This is a genomic window from Providencia sp. R33, assembly GCF_019343475.1.
Classification (GTDB): domain Bacteria; phylum Pseudomonadota; class Gammaproteobacteria; order Enterobacterales; family Enterobacteriaceae; genus Providencia.
Genome location: NZ_CP072453.1, coordinates 2,357,514 through 2,375,405, shown reverse-complemented (window position 1 = coordinate 2,375,405; position 17,892 = coordinate 2,357,514). Strand labels below are relative to the sequence as shown.

At 40.2% G+C, this 17,892-nt stretch carries 14 protein-coding genes; 6 read left to right on the top strand and 8 right to left on the bottom strand.

What is annotated here, in order from left to right; translation table 11 throughout:
- Nucleotides 1-227 precede the first annotated feature (227 nt).
- Complete coding sequence (locus J6836_RS11215; protein WP_219244153.1) at nucleotides 228-698, bottom strand: Lrp/AsnC family transcriptional regulator; 471 nt, start codon at nucleotides 696-698, stop codon at nucleotides 228-230.
- Between the two features lie 150 nt (nucleotides 699-848).
- Here J6836_RS11215 and J6836_RS11210 point away from each other — a divergent pair, with 150 nt between their 5' ends.
- Complete coding sequence (locus tag J6836_RS11210; protein ID WP_219249311.1) at nucleotides 849-1,271, top strand: DUF2000 domain-containing protein; 423 nt, start codon at nucleotides 849-851, stop codon at nucleotides 1,269-1,271.
- A 47-nt stretch (nucleotides 1,272-1,318) separates the two neighbouring features.
- Here J6836_RS11210 and pflA read toward each other — a convergent pair whose 3' ends face one another.
- The 4 genes from pflA to J6836_RS11190 form a co-directional block, all read right to left on the bottom strand.
- Nucleotides 1,319-2,107, bottom strand: coding sequence for a pyruvate formate lyase 1-activating protein (gene pflA / locus J6836_RS11205; RefSeq protein WP_219249309.1), 789 nt, complete (start codon nucleotides 2,105-2,107; stop codon nucleotides 1,319-1,321).
- A gap of 139 nt (nucleotides 2,108-2,246) precedes the next feature.
- Nucleotides 2,247-4,529: a formate C-acetyltransferase gene (pflB, locus tag J6836_RS11200; protein ID WP_219249307.1), complete on the bottom strand. Its 2,283-nt coding sequence runs from the start codon at nucleotides 4,527-4,529 to the stop codon at nucleotides 2,247-2,249.
- A gap of 70 nt (nucleotides 4,530-4,599) precedes the next feature.
- A complete protein-coding gene (focA, locus tag J6836_RS11195) occupies nucleotides 4,600-5,457 on the bottom strand; it encodes a formate transporter FocA (protein WP_219249305.1) in 858 nt (285 codons plus the stop codon).
- Nucleotides 5,458-5,908: 451 nt separating this feature from the next.
- Nucleotides 5,909-6,682: an IclR family transcriptional regulator gene (locus J6836_RS11190; RefSeq protein ID WP_219249303.1), complete on the bottom strand. Its 774-nt coding sequence runs from the start codon at nucleotides 6,680-6,682 to the stop codon at nucleotides 5,909-5,911.
- 343 nt (nucleotides 6,683-7,025) lie between these two features.
- On the opposite strand from J6836_RS11190, the gene J6836_RS11185 reads away from it, so the two are divergent.
- The 3 genes from J6836_RS11185 to J6836_RS11175 are packed head-to-tail and all read left to right on the top strand — an operon-like array spanning nucleotide 7,026 to nucleotide 10,902.
- Nucleotides 7,026-7,919 carry a dihydrodipicolinate synthase family protein gene (locus J6836_RS11185; RefSeq protein WP_219249488.1) on the top strand — a complete coding sequence of 298 codons (894 nt, stop codon included), beginning with the start codon at nucleotides 7,026-7,028 and terminating at the stop codon, nucleotides 7,917-7,919.
- 50 nt (nucleotides 7,920-7,969) lie between these two features.
- Nucleotides 7,970-9,283, top strand: a complete 1,314-nt coding sequence (locus tag J6836_RS11180) for an MFS transporter (protein ID WP_219249301.1) — start codon at nucleotides 7,970-7,972, stop codon at nucleotides 9,281-9,283.
- A 23-nt stretch (nucleotides 9,284-9,306) separates the two neighbouring features.
- Nucleotides 9,307-10,902 (top strand): UxaA family hydrolase, encoded by a 1,596-nt coding sequence (locus tag J6836_RS11175; protein ID WP_219249299.1) that lies wholly within the window; start codon nucleotides 9,307-9,309, stop codon nucleotides 10,900-10,902.
- Nucleotides 10,903-10,967: 65 nt separating this feature from the next.
- Here the strand turns inward: J6836_RS11175 and ycaO are convergent, their stop codons facing one another.
- Nucleotides 10,968-12,722 carry a 30S ribosomal protein S12 methylthiotransferase accessory factor YcaO gene (gene ycaO / locus J6836_RS11170; RefSeq protein WP_219249297.1) on the bottom strand — a complete coding sequence of 585 codons (1,755 nt, stop codon included), beginning with the start codon at nucleotides 12,720-12,722 and terminating at the stop codon, nucleotides 10,968-10,970.
- 193 nt (nucleotides 12,723-12,915) lie between these two features.
- On the opposite strand from ycaO, the gene ansB reads away from it, so the two are divergent.
- A complete protein-coding gene (gene ansB / locus J6836_RS11165; RefSeq protein WP_219249295.1) occupies nucleotides 12,916-13,959 on the top strand; it encodes an L-asparaginase 2 in 1,044 nt (347 codons plus the stop codon).
- 533 nt (nucleotides 13,960-14,492) lie between these two features.
- The gene (gene chiP, locus J6836_RS11160) at nucleotides 14,493-15,890 is read left to right on the top strand and encodes a chitoporin ChiP (RefSeq protein ID WP_219249293.1); all 1,398 of its coding nucleotides are present in this window, start codon (nucleotides 14,493-14,495) and stop codon (nucleotides 15,888-15,890) included.
- A gap of 204 nt (nucleotides 15,891-16,094) precedes the next feature.
- Here the strand turns inward: chiP and J6836_RS11155 are convergent, their stop codons facing one another.
- Entirely contained in the window at nucleotides 16,095-16,628 is a 534-nt protein-coding gene (locus J6836_RS11155; protein WP_255586389.1) for a bactofilin family protein, read from the bottom strand.
- A gap of 676 nt (nucleotides 16,629-17,304) precedes the next feature.
- A complete protein-coding gene (fur, locus tag J6836_RS11150) occupies nucleotides 17,305-17,754 on the bottom strand; it encodes a ferric iron uptake transcriptional regulator (RefSeq protein ID WP_004256285.1) in 450 nt (149 codons plus the stop codon).
- Nucleotides 17,755-17,892 lie beyond the last annotated feature (138 nt).

The following is a 17,892-nucleotide window of genomic DNA, read 5'->3' as shown; positions in this document are numbered from 1 at the left end:
TCTGGTAAGGTATTTTTGATTAATTTTTTCTTAATAAACTATTTTTTAGGGTAATAAAGTAATTACTCACTTTATCTTGAATTTATAGACTGTTAAAACTGGTATTTATTGGTTGGATATAGGGTTGTTTTTACTTTAAATAGGATGGTTATTTCTAGAGAATGGTTGTTTTGTGGAATAAAATATAACTAATAACCATTGTAAAGAATAAGGTAAACTTCGATAAGTTATTCAAAAATAGATATTGGATAAGTATCAAGCGGTTTGATTTCTTTTAATACAAACATACTTTGCATCTCTTTAATACCGGGTAATCTACGAATGACTGACATCGCAAAATCGGCGTAAGAATCTAAATCATGGGAAACCACTTGTAATAAAAAGTCGGTATCGCCACCAATGCTATAACAAGCGACAACATTTTCAAGTTCACTGACTTCTTGTTCAAATTTTTGCGCTTCTGCCTCGCTATCGCTATCAATAATCACTCGCACAAATACCATGACACCTAAGCCAATTTTCTTGCGGTTTAGGATCGCGCGATAACCTTGAATAATATTATCTTCTTCAAGTTTTTTTACTCTCCGCCAGCAAGGTGAGGCAGACATGCCCACTTTTTCAGCCAGTTCATGATTGGTGATCCGCGCATCCGCTTGTAGGAGTGAAAGGATTTTTATTTCTGTCTTATCAATTACCATAAATGAACATTCCTACCTATTTTTTACCAAATAGAGAAAAAAATTACCGAATAACAAGCTTGCCATAGCTGAGTTAGAAAGCCTATTTCTTTCTTTAAATGCCATAATATTTGGGAAATTGAACATAATTAAAAACAGTAGGGGACAGGAATGATATTTAATCCAGCTGAGCATCGCTGCGCTATCGTGGTTAATCAGGAACTATCTAATGGGCTTGCTATGAATGCAGCTAGTGTGATTGGTGTGAGCTTAGGAAACAAAGTTAACAATATGGTGGGGAAGGATTTAAACAGTGCGGATAATATTCATTATCCGGGAGTAATTTATGCCCCTTTACCGATTTTAAAATCACCAGAACAATATATTAAAGATATAGAAATGGCGGCATTAAAGGAAAGTGAAATTTATATCATACCTTTTAGTTTATTGGCGCAGTCGTGCCGAACTTATGATGAGTATCAGCAAAAACTATCAGAACACGAATATAAAAATATTCAGTTGGCGGGAATTGGGTTGGTGGGAAATAAAAAGGCAGTGACTCAGCTTATTGGTCATTTACCTTTATTTAGATAGGAATAATGGCAGATAAAGAAGAGGCTCTATTAGGAGCCTCAAATTGGTTAGTACATGACTTTATGGCCATAACTTTCAAGGATATTTTTGACGCGTTCCATCACTTCTTTTGACGGTGGTTTAACCCCATCTAGTTTGTATTCTTCACCCATGGTTTCCCATTTGTGTTTACCAAGTTCATGGTAAGGCAATAATTCGATTTTTTCGATATTGCTCATGTCTTTGGTAAATTCACCGAGCAGATGCACCGAATGGTCGTCATCGCTCCAGCCTGGTACTACAACATATCGCACCCACGTTTTTTGATTACGTTTAGCTAAATATTGCGCAAATTCTAAAGTGCGGTGATTGGATACACCGACTAATTTTTGGTGAATGTCATCGTTGATTTGTTTTAAATCTAACATCACCAAATCAGTAACATCCATTAGTTCGTCAATCACAGGATCATAACGACGGACAAAGCCGTTAGTATCTAAACAAGTGTGGATATTCTCTTTTTTACAGGCGCGGAACCAATCACGAACGAACTCGGCTTGTAAAATAGCTTCACCACCAGAGGCCGTGACACCACCGCCCGTAGCATTCATAAAGTGGCGATAAGTGACCGCTTCTTTCATTAATTCATCGACGGTGACAATATTGCCGCCATGGGTATCCCAAGTATCGCGATTGTGGCAATACAGGCAACGCATTAAGCAGCCTTGGAAAAAGACAATAAAACGAATACCGGGACCATCAACAGTGCCACAAGATTCAAATGAATGAATACGGCCTAATGTTGCTGGAGCTTCCGTTTTAGTGATATCGGTTGTTGTAATAATTTCGGCAGACATAGCAGGTACTCCAAAATATCCGTCATACTTCTAAGACTTTATGCATAAAATAGTGATTTGTAGTCTTTTACTGACAGTATAGATAAAAAGACCCCATAAAGCGGGGTCTTTAATTTACTTTATTTTAATGAGCTAATTATTACATTGAACTTGTGAAAGTACGAGTAATAACGTCTTGCTGTTGTTCTTTAGTCAGTGAGTTAAAACGCACTGCATAACCTGATACACGGATAGTCAGCTGTGGATATTTCTCTGGGTTTTCCATCGCTTCTAACAGCATTTCACGGTTCATAACGTTAACGTTCAGGTGCTGGCCGCCTTCAATAGACGCTTCGTGGTGGAAGTAACCATCCATCAGACCTGCTAAGTTAGTTTTACGAACATCGTCATCTTTACCTAACGCATTTGGTACGATAGAGAAGGTATAAGAGATACCGTCTTTTGCGTAAGCAAATGGCAGTTTAGCAACAGAAGTCAGAGAGGCTACAGCACCTTTTTGGTCACGGCCGTGCATTGGGTTTGCACCTGGTCCGAATGGCGCACCTGAGCGACGACCATCTGGTGTGTTACCTGTTTTCTTACCATACACAACGTTTGACGTGATGGTCAGAATTGACTGAGTTGGTACCGCGTTACGGTAAGTTTGCAGTTTCTGAATTTTCTTCATGAAACGTTCAACTAAGTCACAAGCGATGTCATCAACACGTGAGTCATTGTTACCAAATTGTGGGTATTCACCTTCGATTTCGAAGTCAACAGCGATGCCGTCTTCGTCACGGATAGGTTTAACTTTTGCGTATTTGATAGCAGACAGTGAGTCAGCAGCAACAGACAGACCTGCGATACCACATGCCATTGTACGGTAAACATCACGGTCATGCAGAGCCATCAGCGATGCTTCATAGCTGTATTTATCGTGCATGTAGTGGATGATGTTCAACGCAGTGACGTATTGCGTCGCTAACCAATCCATAAAGTGGTCCATTTTGTCCATCACGGTATCGAAATCAAGGACTTCATCCATGATTGGCGCGTGTTTAGGGCCCACTTGCATTTTCAGTTTTTCGTCCACACCACCATTGATGGTATACAGCATGGTTTTCGCTAAGTTAGCGCGAGCACCGAAGAACTGCATTTGTTTACCCACAATCATTGGGCTAACGCAACATGCGATTGCATAGTCGTCGTTATCAAAGTCAGGACGCATCAGGTCATCATTTTCGTACTGAACTGATGAGGTATCGATAGACACTTTCGCCGCGAATTTTTTGAAATTCATTGGCAGTTTTTCTGACCACAGGATAGTCATGTTTGGCTCAGGAGATGGGCCCATGGTATACAGTGTGTTCAAGAAACGGAAAGTACTTTTCGTTACCAGTGTACGGCCATCAAGACCCATACCTGCTAAAGATTCTGTTGCCCAAATTGGGTCACCAGAGAACAGCTCATCGTATTCAGGGGTACGTAAGAAACGGACCATACGCAGCTTCATGACTAAGTGGTCAATCAGTTCTTGCGCTTCTTGCTCAGTGATTTTGCCTTCTTCGATATCGCGTTGGATATACACGTCTAAGAAAGTAGAAACACGACCAAATGACATTGCCGCACCGTTTTGTGATTTAACCGCAGCTAAATAGCCAAAGTAAGTCCACTGTACTGCTTCTTGTGCGTTAGTTGCTGGCGCAGAAATATCGTAACCGTATTTTGCAGCCATTTCTTTCATTTGACCCAGTGCACGGTGCTGTTCAGCAATTTCTTCGCGCAGTTGGATAGTCATTTGTAAATCTTCACCTTTCTCTAATTTTTCTTGTAGAGAAGTGAATTGTTGGAACTTGTCTTTCATCAGGAAATCAATACCGTACAGCGCAACGCGACGGTAGTCACCGATGATACGACCACGACCGTATGCATCTGGTAAACCGGTTAACACACCTGATTTACGGCATTTTAAGATGTCTGGCGTATAAACGTCGAAAACACCTTGGTTATGAGTTTTACGGTATTCTGTGAAGATTTTTTTCACAGTTGGGTCTAATGTACGGTCGTAGGCTTTACATGAGCTTTCAACCATTTTGATACCGCCGAACGGGATAAGACCGCGTTTCAGAGGTTCATCAGTTTGTAAACCAACGACTTTTTCTAATTCTTTAGTAATGTAACCTGCATCATGGGAAGTGATGGTTGAAGCAACATCTGTATCAAAATCAACAGGCGCATGTGTGCGGTTTTCGATTTTGATCCCTTCCATAACTTTATCCCACAGCGAGTCAGTTGCTGGGGTAGAGCCTGCTAAGAAAGATTCATCACCTTCATATGGAGTGTAGTTTTTCTGGATGAAGTCACGTACGTTGACGTTTTTCTGCCAGTCACCTTGGTTAAAACCTTGCCATGCTAAAGCGAATTTTTCATTTAATTCGGACATGATACTTTTACCTTTTAACAGTGGATCTTTTAGGGATCTTAATAAATCTTTTCGTGTGTGTCAGTGGCGATTAATGTTTTTGGCCACCGCGTAAATGCATAAACCAATAAATGAGGCCGACTAAAAGCGCGCCGCCAATAATATTTCCGATAGTGACTGGAATTAAGTTATCTGTAATAAAATTTCCAATCGTTAAGTGTGAAAACTGCTCAGGTGCCATATTGATTTGTGTCCAATATTCAGCTGGAGCGAATTCTTTAATCATAATCCCCAATGGGATCATAAACATGTTTGCGATGCTATGCTCAAACCCGCTGGCGACAAACATCGCAACAGGGAGAACTAAAACAACCAGTTTGTCGGTTAAACTGCGTCCTGAATAACTCATCCAAACAGCCAGACAAACCATTAAATTTGCTAAAATTCCGAGTGCAACTGCTTCAACAAAGGTATGGTGCAATTTATGGCTACTGGTTTGTAAGACATTAAGTCCCCACAGGCCATTAGCCGCGGTGTATTGCCCCGCAAACCAAATAATAGCGACAAAGAATAGCGCACCAATTAGGTTGCCAATATACACATTGAACCAATTGCGGAACATTTGCCCCCAAGTAATTTTACCTGTGGCTTTAGAAACGATAGTTAAGACAGTGGAAGTGAAAAGGTCGGCACCACAAACAACGACTAACATTAAACCGAGTGAGAAACAAATCCCGCCAATCAGTTTGGTAAAGCCGTACGGTGCGTCGGCAGCCCCAGTTGTTGCAGTAATATAGAAAACAAAAGCAATAGAAATAAAAATACCGGCAGTGAATGCTGACAAGTAAGTAATCACAGGATGTTTGTTCGCTTTATAAAAGCCAGCATCATCCGCGACTTGCGCCATTACAGCAGGTGGTAATAAATTAAAAGGGTTGTCAGCTTTCATACTAACACTCTCTTACAAAGTTGATTAATTATAGCACGCAATAATAGTAACAAAGGGGATAAGTGAGAAATTTGATATGGATCATGAACACTCGCGAGAATACCCCTTAAATGGTTAATAAATTGTTAATTTGCAATCTAACCAATTGAAAAATATAAATTAAATATATTTTAAATTTTATTAAAAATTTTTATAAAGAGCATTTTTAGCGACATTGAAAGTGAAAATATGCATATAAATGTTAATTATTTAAGTGCAATATGAACCCTTTGCTACGGTATTTAACTTATGTCTGAATTTAGCACTGGATTTATTGATATAAACCTCAGAAACTGCCTGTTACATTCACGCTAAATTGTCATATTTTGCTAACAATCAATAAAATAATATGGCATTTGGAAACCTTTGTTCCAGATCATTTTAGACTATATTTGCTAATATTGAATTTTTATTATCTATAAAATTCAATATTATCTAGCGTGTTAAGTTCTTGTTCGATGCGTTCACGGCTCGTTAACAGCGTTTCAATGACTTGGGCAATTTTTTCATTACTACCACGGAAGGTGGGGATAGACACACTGATAGCAGCAATAATTTTATTTCGTTGGCGCAATGCAACCGCATAGCAAATAGTTTCTTCATTGATTTCTTTATTATCAATGGCATAACCATTTTCTTTTACTGCATTTAGTTGCTCACGTAATTGTGGCAGGGAGTGAACACTGTATTGCGTCAGCGGCGTGAAACCTGTGGGATAAAGCTGGGAAATTTGTTCATCACTGTAGTTAAAAATCATTGCTTTACCTAGCGCAGAATAGATAGCGGGTAGGCGGGTGCCAATACTGGACACTAACTGGACTTTTTGTGCAGATTGTACTTTATCAATATACAGGACATCAGCACCATCTAAAATGCCCATTTGGCAAACTTCGTTACACTGCTCAACAATCAACCCCATTTCTCGGTGGATCATTTTCAGCCAATACGATTTTTCGAAGAAAACCCGAGAAAGAATAGAACAGGCGATGCCAAGGTAATAAAGCTGGCTGTTATCATCGTAATTAATATAACGGTGCTCAACCAACGTTTTTAGAATAGGGTAAATAGTCCCTTTTAAAATGCCTGTTTTATCAGAAAGTTGTGTTAAAGATAGCCCTGTGTTTTCAGCTGCTAATACTTGAAGTACCTCTAAAACACGAATTGTCGGCATGTGCCCCGTAGACATTGAACCACCTCCCTGATTAATTGTGCCGCTATTCTAGGTTCAAAACTGCACTATGTAAATCACTCACAAAAACCCATTTCTTTTCTAAATCTATCCAATGACATTGTGCGCTTGATGGCAAAAGTCGTGATCCTGTTCAAAATTTACCAATAAAAAATGATCTTTTTGTTTTTAATACAAGCAATAAACTCATGTTTATATCATTTAAATCAATTAATTAAAGCATTTTTATTTTGACCTTGTTCAAATTTGACTCAATCCATTTTTCATGGTTGTTTATTGTTGTTTTTATTTATGAATAAGGTTTGTATATATGAACAATAACGAAATGGAGCAGTTGAGTATGGAAAGTCGCTATATCACCCCCGTTGTAACAATTTTTGATGACAAAGGCCGCGTTGATACGGAACAGAATCGACAAGTCTATGATTCACTAAGTGGAAAAGTATCGGGTTTTGTCACGATGGGCAGTACAGGGGAATTTTTTGCGTTAGACATGAACAGTTCGAAAGCCCTGATTGACCTTTGTGGTGATTACCCTAAAGGGGATATGAAGGTCTATGCAGGGGCGAGCCGGTTGGATGTCAATGAATCGATTGAACTTGCTAATTATGCGAACGAGCAAGGGGTTGATGGGGTGATGATTATTAGCCCATATTATTTCCCATTGGATGACGAGGGCGTATTTCGCTTTTACAGCACCATAGCGGAAAAAACGTCAGCAAAAATCTTTATTTATAACTTCCCTGAGCGTACAGGGTATTCCGTATCCCCTGAAGTGTGTTTACGCTTAGCAGATAAATACCCTCATATTATTGGCTTGAAAGATACCATTCCAGATACAAATCATACGGCGCAAGTTATTGATGTAGTGAAATCCCGCATTCCTCACTTTGAAGTCTACGCAGGTTACGACAACAATTTTGCTCATGTGGTGTTATCGGGTGGAAGTGGTTGTATTGGTGGGCTTTCAAATATTATTCCACAATTTTTTTCTTCATGGATGCAAGCCTTTGCAAAAGGTGATTTAGCGCTTGTCGCTAAACATCAACAACGTGTTGACCAACTGATGGCCATTTATGGCGTGAATTCTCCGTTTATTCCAACCTTTAAAAAAGCGTTGCAATTGAAAGGAATAATTAATTCAGACCGTTGTACCTCACCCTTTATTGGATTGAACAGTGTACAGACAGAGCAACTTCAGCAATTATTAGCACTGGCTGATTTACCGCTCTGATCTTTCCTATAACAACACAATAGAACATCTTACCGACAGGGAAAAATATCATGGCGACAACACAAGCTTATAACAATCCTGTTTTAAACTCCGCGATTAAAAAGTCGTGGAAGCGTTTAGTACCCCTGATGTTTATTTTGTATTTCGTTGCATTTATTGACCGAGTGAATGTTGGCTTTGCCAAAGATGCCATGCAGTTAGACATCGGGTTATCGGACTCTGCATTTGCGTTTGGGGCAGGGATTTTCTTTGCGGCCTATGCGTTATTTGGTATCCCCGCAAACCTAATTTTAAACAAAATTGGCGCTCAAAAATGGTTGAGTATCACCACCATCATCTGGGGCGTGCTGTCTGCGATGACAGGCTTTGTCACCAATGAAACGCAATTTATTATTTTGCGCTTTTTATTGGGGTTAGGGGAAGCGGGTTTCTATCCAGGGATTTTATTATTAGCATCAATCTATTTTCCGAATAATGTCCGTGGCTCGGTGATTGGTATCTTTGTTTTAGGCGTTCCTCTCGCATTGACTTTGGGGTCTCCACTTTCTGGCGCATTATTAGAGCTACATGGCTGGTTAGGGCGTCCGGGCTGGTTCTGGATGTTTGTTATCGAAGGTTTGCCAGCAGTTGTTATTGGTATTTTTGCCTTCTTTTATCTGGATGATAGCCCTGAAAAGGCACGTTTTTTAACCGACGAAGAGAAAAAAGCGTTAACAGAGCAGCTTGCGAAAGAAAATGCAAAAACAGAAACCACTTCAGTCCTTTCAGCACTTAAAAATGCCAAAGTGTGGCACCTTGCACTGATTTACGGCACCATCCAAATATCTGTGTATGGTTTGATGTTCTTTTTGCCTTCCCAAGTGGCCTCGTTAATGGGGGCAAGCTTAGGGTTCAAACAATCGCTGGTGGCTGCTATCCCATGGGCTTGTTCGGCTTTTGGTGTCTACTATATTCCACGTTTTGCCGATCGCCATCCAACACGTCGTGTTGAAATTTCTGTTCTATGCATGTTAGCTGCGGCAGTAGGCCTAGCGTTATCTGCATTTGCCAGCCCTGTTTTTGCCATTGCGGCACTGTGCTTAAGTGCAGTGGGTTTTTTATCGGTTCAACCTGTATTTTGGACGTTTCCACCTCAATTACTTAGTGGCCCAGCATTAGCCGCGGGGATCGGTTTTTGTACCACTATGGGGGCGTTTTGTTCATTCCTTGCGCCTATCATCCGTGTTGAAGTGGATAAAATGATGAACAGCAACACGGCGGGGATCATGACATTGTCTGTGATAACCGTGGGTTGTGCTGTATTAATTGCACTTCTCAAAAAGAATTCTCATAAAAATGACCATAGAGTTTTGTCGTCAAATTAAAGGCAACAATTGGAAGGTGTGACATGCAAAAGATTTTACGAATTGATGAAAGCGACAACCTGATTGTTGCCTTGAAAGACCTACAGGCAGGGGAAGTTTACCACTGGGGCAATGAAGAAATTGCTTTAGTTACCGATGTGAAGGCCAAACACAAATTTGCATTAGAAGCGGTAGCCGTCGATGGTGTAGTATCCATGTATGGCACGGCAGTGGGCAAAGCGACTCAGCCAATCGCCAAAGGGGAGGCCATTACGGTGGATAATATTCGCCATTATGCAGCTCCCGTTTCCTTAGAAAATGATTCACCATACGAATGGAAATCTCCCGATGTTTCTGCTTATGAAAACCGTACTTTCCAAGGGTATGTACGGGATGATGGGCGTGTAGGTACAGCGAATTACTGGTTAATTTTTCCGTTAGTATTTTGCGAAAACCGCAATGTGACGAAGTTAACCGATGCTTTGAATGATGCGTTAGGTTATACCAATAACAGTTTGAAAAGCTTTGCGTTAGACTTAACTGCAGGAACGCAAGTGCCGGCAGCAAAACCAAAGCTTTTTCCGCATATTGAAGGGGTTCGATGCATTACTGTCACCAGCGGCTGTGGTGGTGCAACATCGGACAGTAAAACCATGTGTGATGTACTGGCGGCTTATGCAGATCACCCCAATGTGATTGGTATTACGGTATTTAGTTTAGGGTGTGAAAAAGCGCAGCGTAAAATGTTTAAAGAGTCACTGGCTGCTCGTAACCCAAATTTTGATAAACCCGCACTCTATTTTCGCCAGCAAGAATGGAATAGCGAAGAAGAAATGATGCAAACAGCACTCAGACAAACCTATGAGTGCATGAAAGAAGTTAAGCCGCAACCAAGGGTCGATGTACCGTTATCCCATCTCAAACTGGGGGTGAAATGCGGGGCATCTGATGGTTTTTCAGGAATTTCCGGTAACCCTGCGATGGGGCTCGTTTCTGATTGGTTGGTGACGTTAGGTGGCGCATCTGGCTTGGCAGAGTTCCCTGAATTATGCGGTGCAGAAGGGGATATGGTGAAACGTTGCGTATCTTTCGATGATAAAAAGAAATTTCTCGAATTGATGGAGCGCTATGAAAAAACGGCAAATTTCTTTAATACCACCATCGCGGATAACCCAAGTCCTGGCAATATTGCAGATGGCTTAATTACTGATGCGATAAAATCCACTGGTGCGGCTAAAAAAGGCGGTACTTCACCCATAAGTGCAGTGTGTGATTATGCAGAACCCATGCCAGAGAGCGGATTGTCACTAGTTTGTACGCCGGGGAATGATGTGGATGCAGTAACAGGCCTTGTCGCCGCAGGTTGCAATGTGGTTGTTTTTTCGACGGGGCTAGGTACGCCAACGGGTAACCCAATTGTACCTGTGTTAAAAATTTCCACTAACAGTGCGATAGCGGAACGCCTATCTGACATGATTGATTATGATTGTGGGCCAATTATTGATGGTGTACCTCTACCGACAATCAGTCAGGGGCTTTTTGAACGGGTGATTGAAACAGCAAGTGGTGATTATCAAGTAAAAGCAGATCGCTTAGAGCAATTTGATTTCTTACTGTGGAAGCGTTCATTAGATTTATGATTTATATAAATAGATAACGCTGTAAATGTTGACGGGAAAGGCTTCCCGTCAACACATTGGCTCAATTACGCGTTAGCGCGTTTGGCTTTTTGCAGTTTTTCATAAGCAGCAAGCAGCGCTTGGTGAGCAGGTAGTGCTTTTAGCTCATCATCGATTGACCACAGACCGTAGAAGCAAGACTCACCCGCAACAGCTGCTGAAGCCGCATCGACGGCCTCTTGCCCATACATACGGACAAATGCGCTGTAGTATTGCGCAGGGTTTCTTTCTTCTTCTTGCGATAATAGCAGCAATGTTTGCAAGCAGCGGTAATAGTTTGCACGTTCTGGGGTGAACACTGAACTGTTAAAGTCTTGCGTCCACTCAACCCATGCAAGGGCTTGCTCGAGGTCACCACCAGCAAGGGCTAACATCGATTTTAACTCACCGATGCGCAGGTTGCTCCAGCCATTGTCTTTGCCGACCGCTAAACCAAGCAGCTCACGTACACGGGTGAAATCATCTAAACCGTCATCGTCTAATTGCTCAATTAGGGCAAGGTAGTCTTGTTTTTCCCATTGGCTATCAGGTAAACCGATAATGGTATCACGCAAGTAGGCGCCCATTGCGTTGTTCGCAATATGCAAATCTTCAACAGGGTAGATATCTGACATGCCTGGTACTAAAATACGGCATGCGTAAACGCCTAAATGGTTGTAATCCGCGATGTAAACTTCGGCATCTAACGTATTGAAAATACGGATAAGCGTTGCAAATTCTTCCTGCGTCGTGCCTTTGAAGCTCCAATCTGCAAATTCATAATCCGCATCATCTTTGAACAGATCCCAGCTGATTAAACCGCTTGAATCAATAAAGTGAGTTTCAAGGTTAGTGTGCTCAGCGACTTCTTCATCATCAAAAGTCGGTGCATTAAAGACGTCTAAGTCTTTTAAGCCGCGTCCTTGCAATAATTCAGTCACGGTACGCTCAAGGGCAACACCAAAGTCAGGGTGTGCGCCGAATGACGCGAAGCAAGTGCCATTTTGCGGGTTAAATAGCACCACGCAAATGACAGGGTATTTTCCACCTAATGACGCGTCGTAGCAGAAAATTGGGAAGCCTTCTTTTTCAAGGGTATCAATAGCTTCAACTACGCTTGGATAACGCGCCATCACATCTGCTGGGATCGTCGGTAAGCTGATGCTTTCTGAGATAATTTTGTTTTTCACAAAGCGTTCAAACACTTCAGAAAGCCCTTGTACACGCGCTTCGTTTGCGGTGTTACCTGCGGACATACCGTTAGAAACGTATAAGTTCCCAACAATATTCATAGGAATATAGACGGTTTTGTCATCAGACTGGCGTGTAAATGGCAGGGCACAAATGCCGCGTTCTTCATTGCCGGATTGCAGGTCAATGAGCTGGCTTGCAGCTAATGCCTCATCAGGGTCATAGAACTTAATCAAACGACTGTCTAACAAGCCTTCAGGTAGACTGTCATCTTCTGTTAATGGGAACCATTTTTCATTTGGGTAGTGGACAAAGTCACCTTCAGAAATGGATTTACCCAAGTAGAAATCAGCAAAGAAGTAGTTAGTCGATAAACGTTCGAAATACTCACCAAGGGCAGAGGCTAAAGCGGCTTTCTTGCTCGCACCTTTACCATTGGTAAAGCAAAGAGGGCACTCTTTATCGCGAATATGCACTGACCAAACGTTTGGTACAGGGTTTAACCATGACGCTTCTTCAATATCAAACCCCAATTTTTGTAATTTGGTTTGGAATGCATCAATGGAGTCTTCAAGAGCGGCGTCTTTGCCGGGGATAAATGTTTGGCTCATTGTCAGTCACTTGTGAATAGAGTGTGTCAAACGGGCTATCATACGGATTTTTGTCTCAACCTCACGCTTTTTATTCATTCATAGAGAAATCATCTTAATATTCATTATTTCTCCTAAAATAATTATATAGGTCACAATAAATTCAGCATAAATACACATAATAACTGGAGTTTATTAATGAAAGGAAAATAGGATGAAAAACAGAAATAAAGCGCTGCTCGCGACACTGGTTTCACTGTTTGCCGTATCAGCCATTGCTCAACCGAATATTACGGTATTGGCAACGGGAGGAACCATTGCTGGGGGCGGGGATTCGGCTACGTCTTCCAGCTATCAAGCGGGTAAAGTTGGCATTGATGCGTTAATTAATGCGGTTCCAGAAACCAAGAAAATCGCCAATTTAAGTGGTGAGCAGTTGGTGAATATCGGTTCGCAAGATATGAACGACCAAGTTTGGTTGACGTTGGCGAAAAAAATTAATCAGGACTGCGATAAAACTGACGGATTTGTGATCACTCACGGAACAGATACGCTAGAGGAAACGGCTTTTTTTCTTGATTTAACAACCTATTGTAAAAAACCAATTGTATTAGTGGGAGCAATGCGACCATCGACTGCGCTGGGCGCAGATGGCCCATTAAATTTATATAACGCAGTGGTACTTGCAACGGATAAGTCAGCGGGTGACCGCGGTGTGCTTATGGCAATGAACGATAAAGTGGTTCAAGGCCGCAATGTGATGAAAATGAGCACGACAGAAGTGCAAGCATTTGATGCGGTTAACGCGGGTGCTGAGGGCTTTATTCACGATGGTAAAGTGACCTATTTCCAAGCCCCTCAACCACGCGGAGATAAGGCCGCATTTGATGTGAGTAAGTTAGAGAAATTACCCGCGGTGGGTATCGTTTATAACTATGCCAATGCATCCGCTGCTCCTGTTAAGGCATTGAGAGAGGAAGGCGTAGAGGGGATTGTCAGCGCAGGTGTTGGTAATGGCAACATGTACAAAACGGTATTTGATGCATTAGCGAAGGCAGCAAAAGAGGATGTGGTTGTGGTGCGTGCAAGCCGAGTTCCAACAGGCTATACCACACGTAATGCAGAGGTTGATGATAATTTATATGGTTTTGTGGCATCGGAAAGGTTAAATCCGCAAAAAGCTCGTGTGTTATTACAATTAGCGTTAACTGAAACGAAAGATCCGCAGAAAATTCAGGCAATGTTTGAGAAATATTAAACTCAATGTGTTTTAGGAGTTAATGTAGCGGGAGGCAGTTTTCTGTCTCCCGTTAATTTTATGGTAATTCACCATAAACAAGGAATGAAAATATTTTTCAGTAAATTGAAGCATGTTCGTAAAATTGAGGCGAATTTTTGGGGCAAACTCAATATTTAATGTCAATGTGGTGATAGGCTACGCAAAATTACGGCATTATTGGAAAATTTAAATCACTAATTAGCAATTTATTTGTTTTAATCTAATTCAAATGAATCGTAAGACCTCTTTTATTTCTTTATTAAATCAATTGGTTGAACCTCATCCTGCGAAAAAACATCATGTGTGATAATGACTGTTAATTAAAATTAATGTGCCGTTGATCATATTTTGGCAACAAAGCCAGTATCAGTGTTGATAATTCGCGTCGCAAAAAATAGGCTAATCACATCACAAATAACATAAGTTATTGTGAATATTTAGATTTAAATGGAAAGTTAAATCGTATTTCGGCCGAAAAAATAAAACATAAAAAATATTAGAGGAATACAAGAATGGTTAATAAACATGTCAATACTGGCAGGAAGTTGCTCGTCTTAAAAATCGCAATCGCGATGCTGCCTATCGCGTATCAGCCAATGACTCACGCAGAACAGTTCCTTGAAGATTCAAAACTCACAGGTGGACTTTATTATTGGCAAAGGGATCGTTCTCGTAAGGATTTGGACCCGAATAGTGATAAATATAAGAAGTATGCAGATAATCTTAAACACTCCACATTCAATGGTAGTCTAGACTTTTCATCTGGCTATTTTCAAGATGTTATCGGCTTAGATTTAGCAGGTTTTACCGCTATAGAATTATCAAACAGTGGCCCCGCAGCACCCAATGAGATTGGATTTAGTGATGCTAAATCACGTTGGGATGAAAAATGGACAGGCGACCGTAGTGGTGTAACGTTTTATAAAGCTGCTGCAAAACTGAAATATGGTCCTTTCTGGGGAAGAGGGGGTTATATTCAGCCTACTGGGCAAACATTATTAGCTTCACACTGGAGCTACATGCCGGGGACTTATCGTGGTTTGGAAGTCGGTGGTGTATTTGATTTTGAGCAAAATGGTGAGCTGAGCATGTCCTATATGTGGACAGACCGTTATAAGGCGCCATGGTACCGCTCAATGTATGATTTCCGTGAAGCGGATGGCAAAACAGGGATCAGTTATTTGCATTCTATTGGGTTTAAATATGATTTTAAAAATAACTTAGTATTAGAAGGGGCTTATGGACAAGCAAAAGACTATATGGATCAGTATTTTGCTAAGGTCTCATATGCTGTGCCTGTAGCTGAACGCGATTTGCGTCTCTCATATCAATTTTATGGTTCTAAAGATAAAGTTTCTGATGGCGGTGTCAATGATGTTTATGATGGCTTAGCGTGGTTGCAAGCGATGACATTAGGCTATACCTATGAACAGTTTGATTTTAAAGTTGAGGGAACCTATGTTAAAGCGGAAGGTAATCAAGGCTACTTCTTGCAACGTATGACGCCGGGCTGGGCGACATCCAATGGGCGTATGGATATTTGGTGGGATGGTCGTTCAGACTGGAACGCCAATAATGAAAAAGCCTTGTACGCAGGTGTAATGTACGATCTTAAAAATTGGGATCTTGCAGGCTGGAAAGTGGGTACATCCTATATTTATGGTTGGGATGCGAAGCCAAGTACGAATTCTCAATATGCCCAAGATGTACGTTTAAAAGAAAGTGCGTGGAACTTTGATATTTTATACACCGTCCAAACAGGCCGAGCAAAAGATACTCTCTTTAAATTACACTTCACCAAATACGATAACCATACCGATATTCCTAGCTATGGTGGTGGTTATGGAAATATCTTCCAAGATGAAAAAGATATTAAGTTTATGGTGATGATGCCATTTACGATTTTTTAATGAGTTAAATAGATAGCGGTTACCATTGTAATAAGTATGATGGTAGCCAACTAAAATGCACATAGCATATTTATGTAGTATCAAACCGATAAATAAAATAAGAAAATACACTTATATTACGAGTTTGAAAATTAAAAATAAGGTGGATTACATTCACCTTATTTTTATTATTCAGTCATTATCCTAGTGTAGAAAAATAAATGTTTATAACGAAGCAATTCCTTTATCACCTTCATTATTGATGATAGGCGCATCATGTTTTACTTTATCTTTTAATTGCGTGACTTTATCCGTATGAGTAACACTATTTTTGACTTTAGCTTGCCCCGAAAGGATCCCGCCTTTTTTAATCGATAAACTGCTGTAGTGAATCGTCCCATGAACTTCGCCGTTATTTTCGATACTAATGGATTCAGAGATACACTCCCCTTCAATTCGACCATTAATAATCAGTTCCTTACAAGTGATATTGCCCGTTACTTGGCCATTTAGCATAACTTTAACGGTATTATCTTTCCCTGTAATATTACCAACGACTTTGCCATAAATGTGGACCTGCTCATTAGAGGTAATATTACCTTCAAACATCACATCCCTCGAAATTATCGTATTCGATTTTTCTTCACTAAGGGTTGGCGTTGATATCGTAACGTGTTCTTCTATCTTAGAAGTAATTTCAGGTTCACGAATGGTAGGGGTTTCTTCAGGGGTTTGTTTGTTTTGTCTTTTGGTGAACATTTTACTTACCTTTTTTTGATTGAAGTATAAGATCAAGAACAGAATTGATAATACAAATGAAAATAAGGTGATGGCTGTATGACGAAAAAACCATCCTATTAAAGTAAGAAACCAGAAGAAAAAACTAGTATTAATGAAAAGATATGTTTTTTTCATCAGTTAATCTCTTACGAAGTACGAGAGCAATCCAAATAAGTCTAGCTAAAAATACATGAATTACATCGTGGAATTGTAATTTAACTTTCTCATTACATTTACTTAGCTTATTAAATTAAAGCAAGCCGAAATTTAGGTCGTAATATATTGAACTTATTATAGACATTAATTAGATAAATCATATGACAGTGATATGAAAAATAGATGCAACGCATACTCTAAATAACGTTATGCATCACTATGATATCATTGTAAATATTCTCAAATAGAGAAGGTGAGTTTATCAGCCAAGTAATATAAAGGATTTGAAGTGAATTGCAACTTATTATAGAACACTTCAATATTTCACCTTAACGACATATTTTAGTGATAAATATAAAGTGAATAAGAGAGATTATGGATATTCTAACTGAGAATGCTTAATTTATCGGCGAATTGACACAATAAAAAAGCCTGATAATGGTTGTTATCAGGCTTTTAAAGAATGGGTTACTATCAAGGTATAATAGTGATTAAACTATTACTCTTTTGCTTCGTGTGCGTCAGCGTTATCGCGGCAATCACCATCAGCACAGTGGCCGTATAAGTATAAACTGTGGTTAGACAGCTTAATACCGTGACGAGCAGCGATATTTTTTTGGCGAGTTTCAATCGATTCATCAGTAAACTCAATCACTTTACCACAATCTAAACAAATTAAGTGGTCATGGTGATGTTGCTGAGTTAATTCGAATACGGATTTTCCACCCTCGAAATTATGGCGCGTAACGATACCTGCATCATCAAATTGGTTCAATACACGGTATACAGTCGCTAGCCCGATCTCTTCGCCCATATCAATCAGCTTTTTATAGAGATCTTCCGCACTGACGTGGTGGCACTCAGGCTCCTGAAGTACTTCCAAAATCTTAAGTCTTGGAAGAGTGACTTTGAGTCCAGCATTTTTCAATGCTTTATTGTTGTCTGTCATGCGGGTTTGTCCTGTATCTTAAATCATAAATTTAACAATAATGAGACATTTTTAACATAAATCCAGTTGTCTTCTAAACTGATTTACAATTATAGGCATGGAAAATAAAAATAGAAACCATGTATTGTCTCATTATTT

Bases quoted from the DNA above. Each gene is read 5' to 3' on its own strand.
- J6836_RS11215 (WP_219244153.1), bottom strand. From the start codon at position 698: ATGGTAATTGATAAGACAGAAATAAAAATCCTTTCACTCCTACAAGCG.
- J6836_RS11210 (WP_219249311.1), top strand. From the start codon at position 849: ATGATATTTAATCCAGCTGAGCATCGCTGCGCTATCGTGGTTAATCAG.
- pflA (WP_219249309.1), bottom strand. From the start codon at position 2,107: ATGTCTGCCGAAATTATTACAACAACCGATATCACTAAAACGGAAGCT.
- pflB (WP_219249307.1), bottom strand. From the start codon at position 4,529: ATGTCCGAATTAAATGAAAAATTCGCTTTAGCATGGCAAGGTTTTAAC.
- focA (WP_219249305.1), bottom strand. From the start codon at position 5,457: ATGAAAGCTGACAACCCTTTTAATTTATTACCACCTGCTGTAATGGCG.
- J6836_RS11190 (WP_219249303.1), bottom strand. From the start codon at position 6,682: ATGTCTACGGGGCACATGCCGACAATTCGTGTTTTAGAGGTACTTCAA.
- J6836_RS11185 (WP_219249488.1), top strand. From the start codon at position 7,026: ATGGAAAGTCGCTATATCACCCCCGTTGTAACAATTTTTGATGACAAA.
- J6836_RS11180 (WP_219249301.1), top strand. From the start codon at position 7,970: ATGGCGACAACACAAGCTTATAACAATCCTGTTTTAAACTCCGCGATT.
- J6836_RS11175 (WP_219249299.1), top strand. From the start codon at position 9,307: ATGCAAAAGATTTTACGAATTGATGAAAGCGACAACCTGATTGTTGCC.
- ycaO (WP_219249297.1), bottom strand. From the start codon at position 12,722: ATGAGCCAAACATTTATCCCCGGCAAAGACGCCGCTCTTGAAGACTCC.
- ansB (WP_219249295.1), top strand. From the start codon at position 12,916: ATGAAAAACAGAAATAAAGCGCTGCTCGCGACACTGGTTTCACTGTTT.
- chiP (WP_219249293.1), top strand. From the start codon at position 14,493: ATGGTTAATAAACATGTCAATACTGGCAGGAAGTTGCTCGTCTTAAAA.
- J6836_RS11155 (WP_255586389.1), bottom strand. From the start codon at position 16,628: ATGTTCACCAAAAGACAAAACAAACAAACCCCTGAAGAAACCCCTACC.
- fur (WP_004256285.1), bottom strand. From the start codon at position 17,754: ATGACAGACAACAATAAAGCATTGAAAAATGCTGGACTCAAAGTCACT.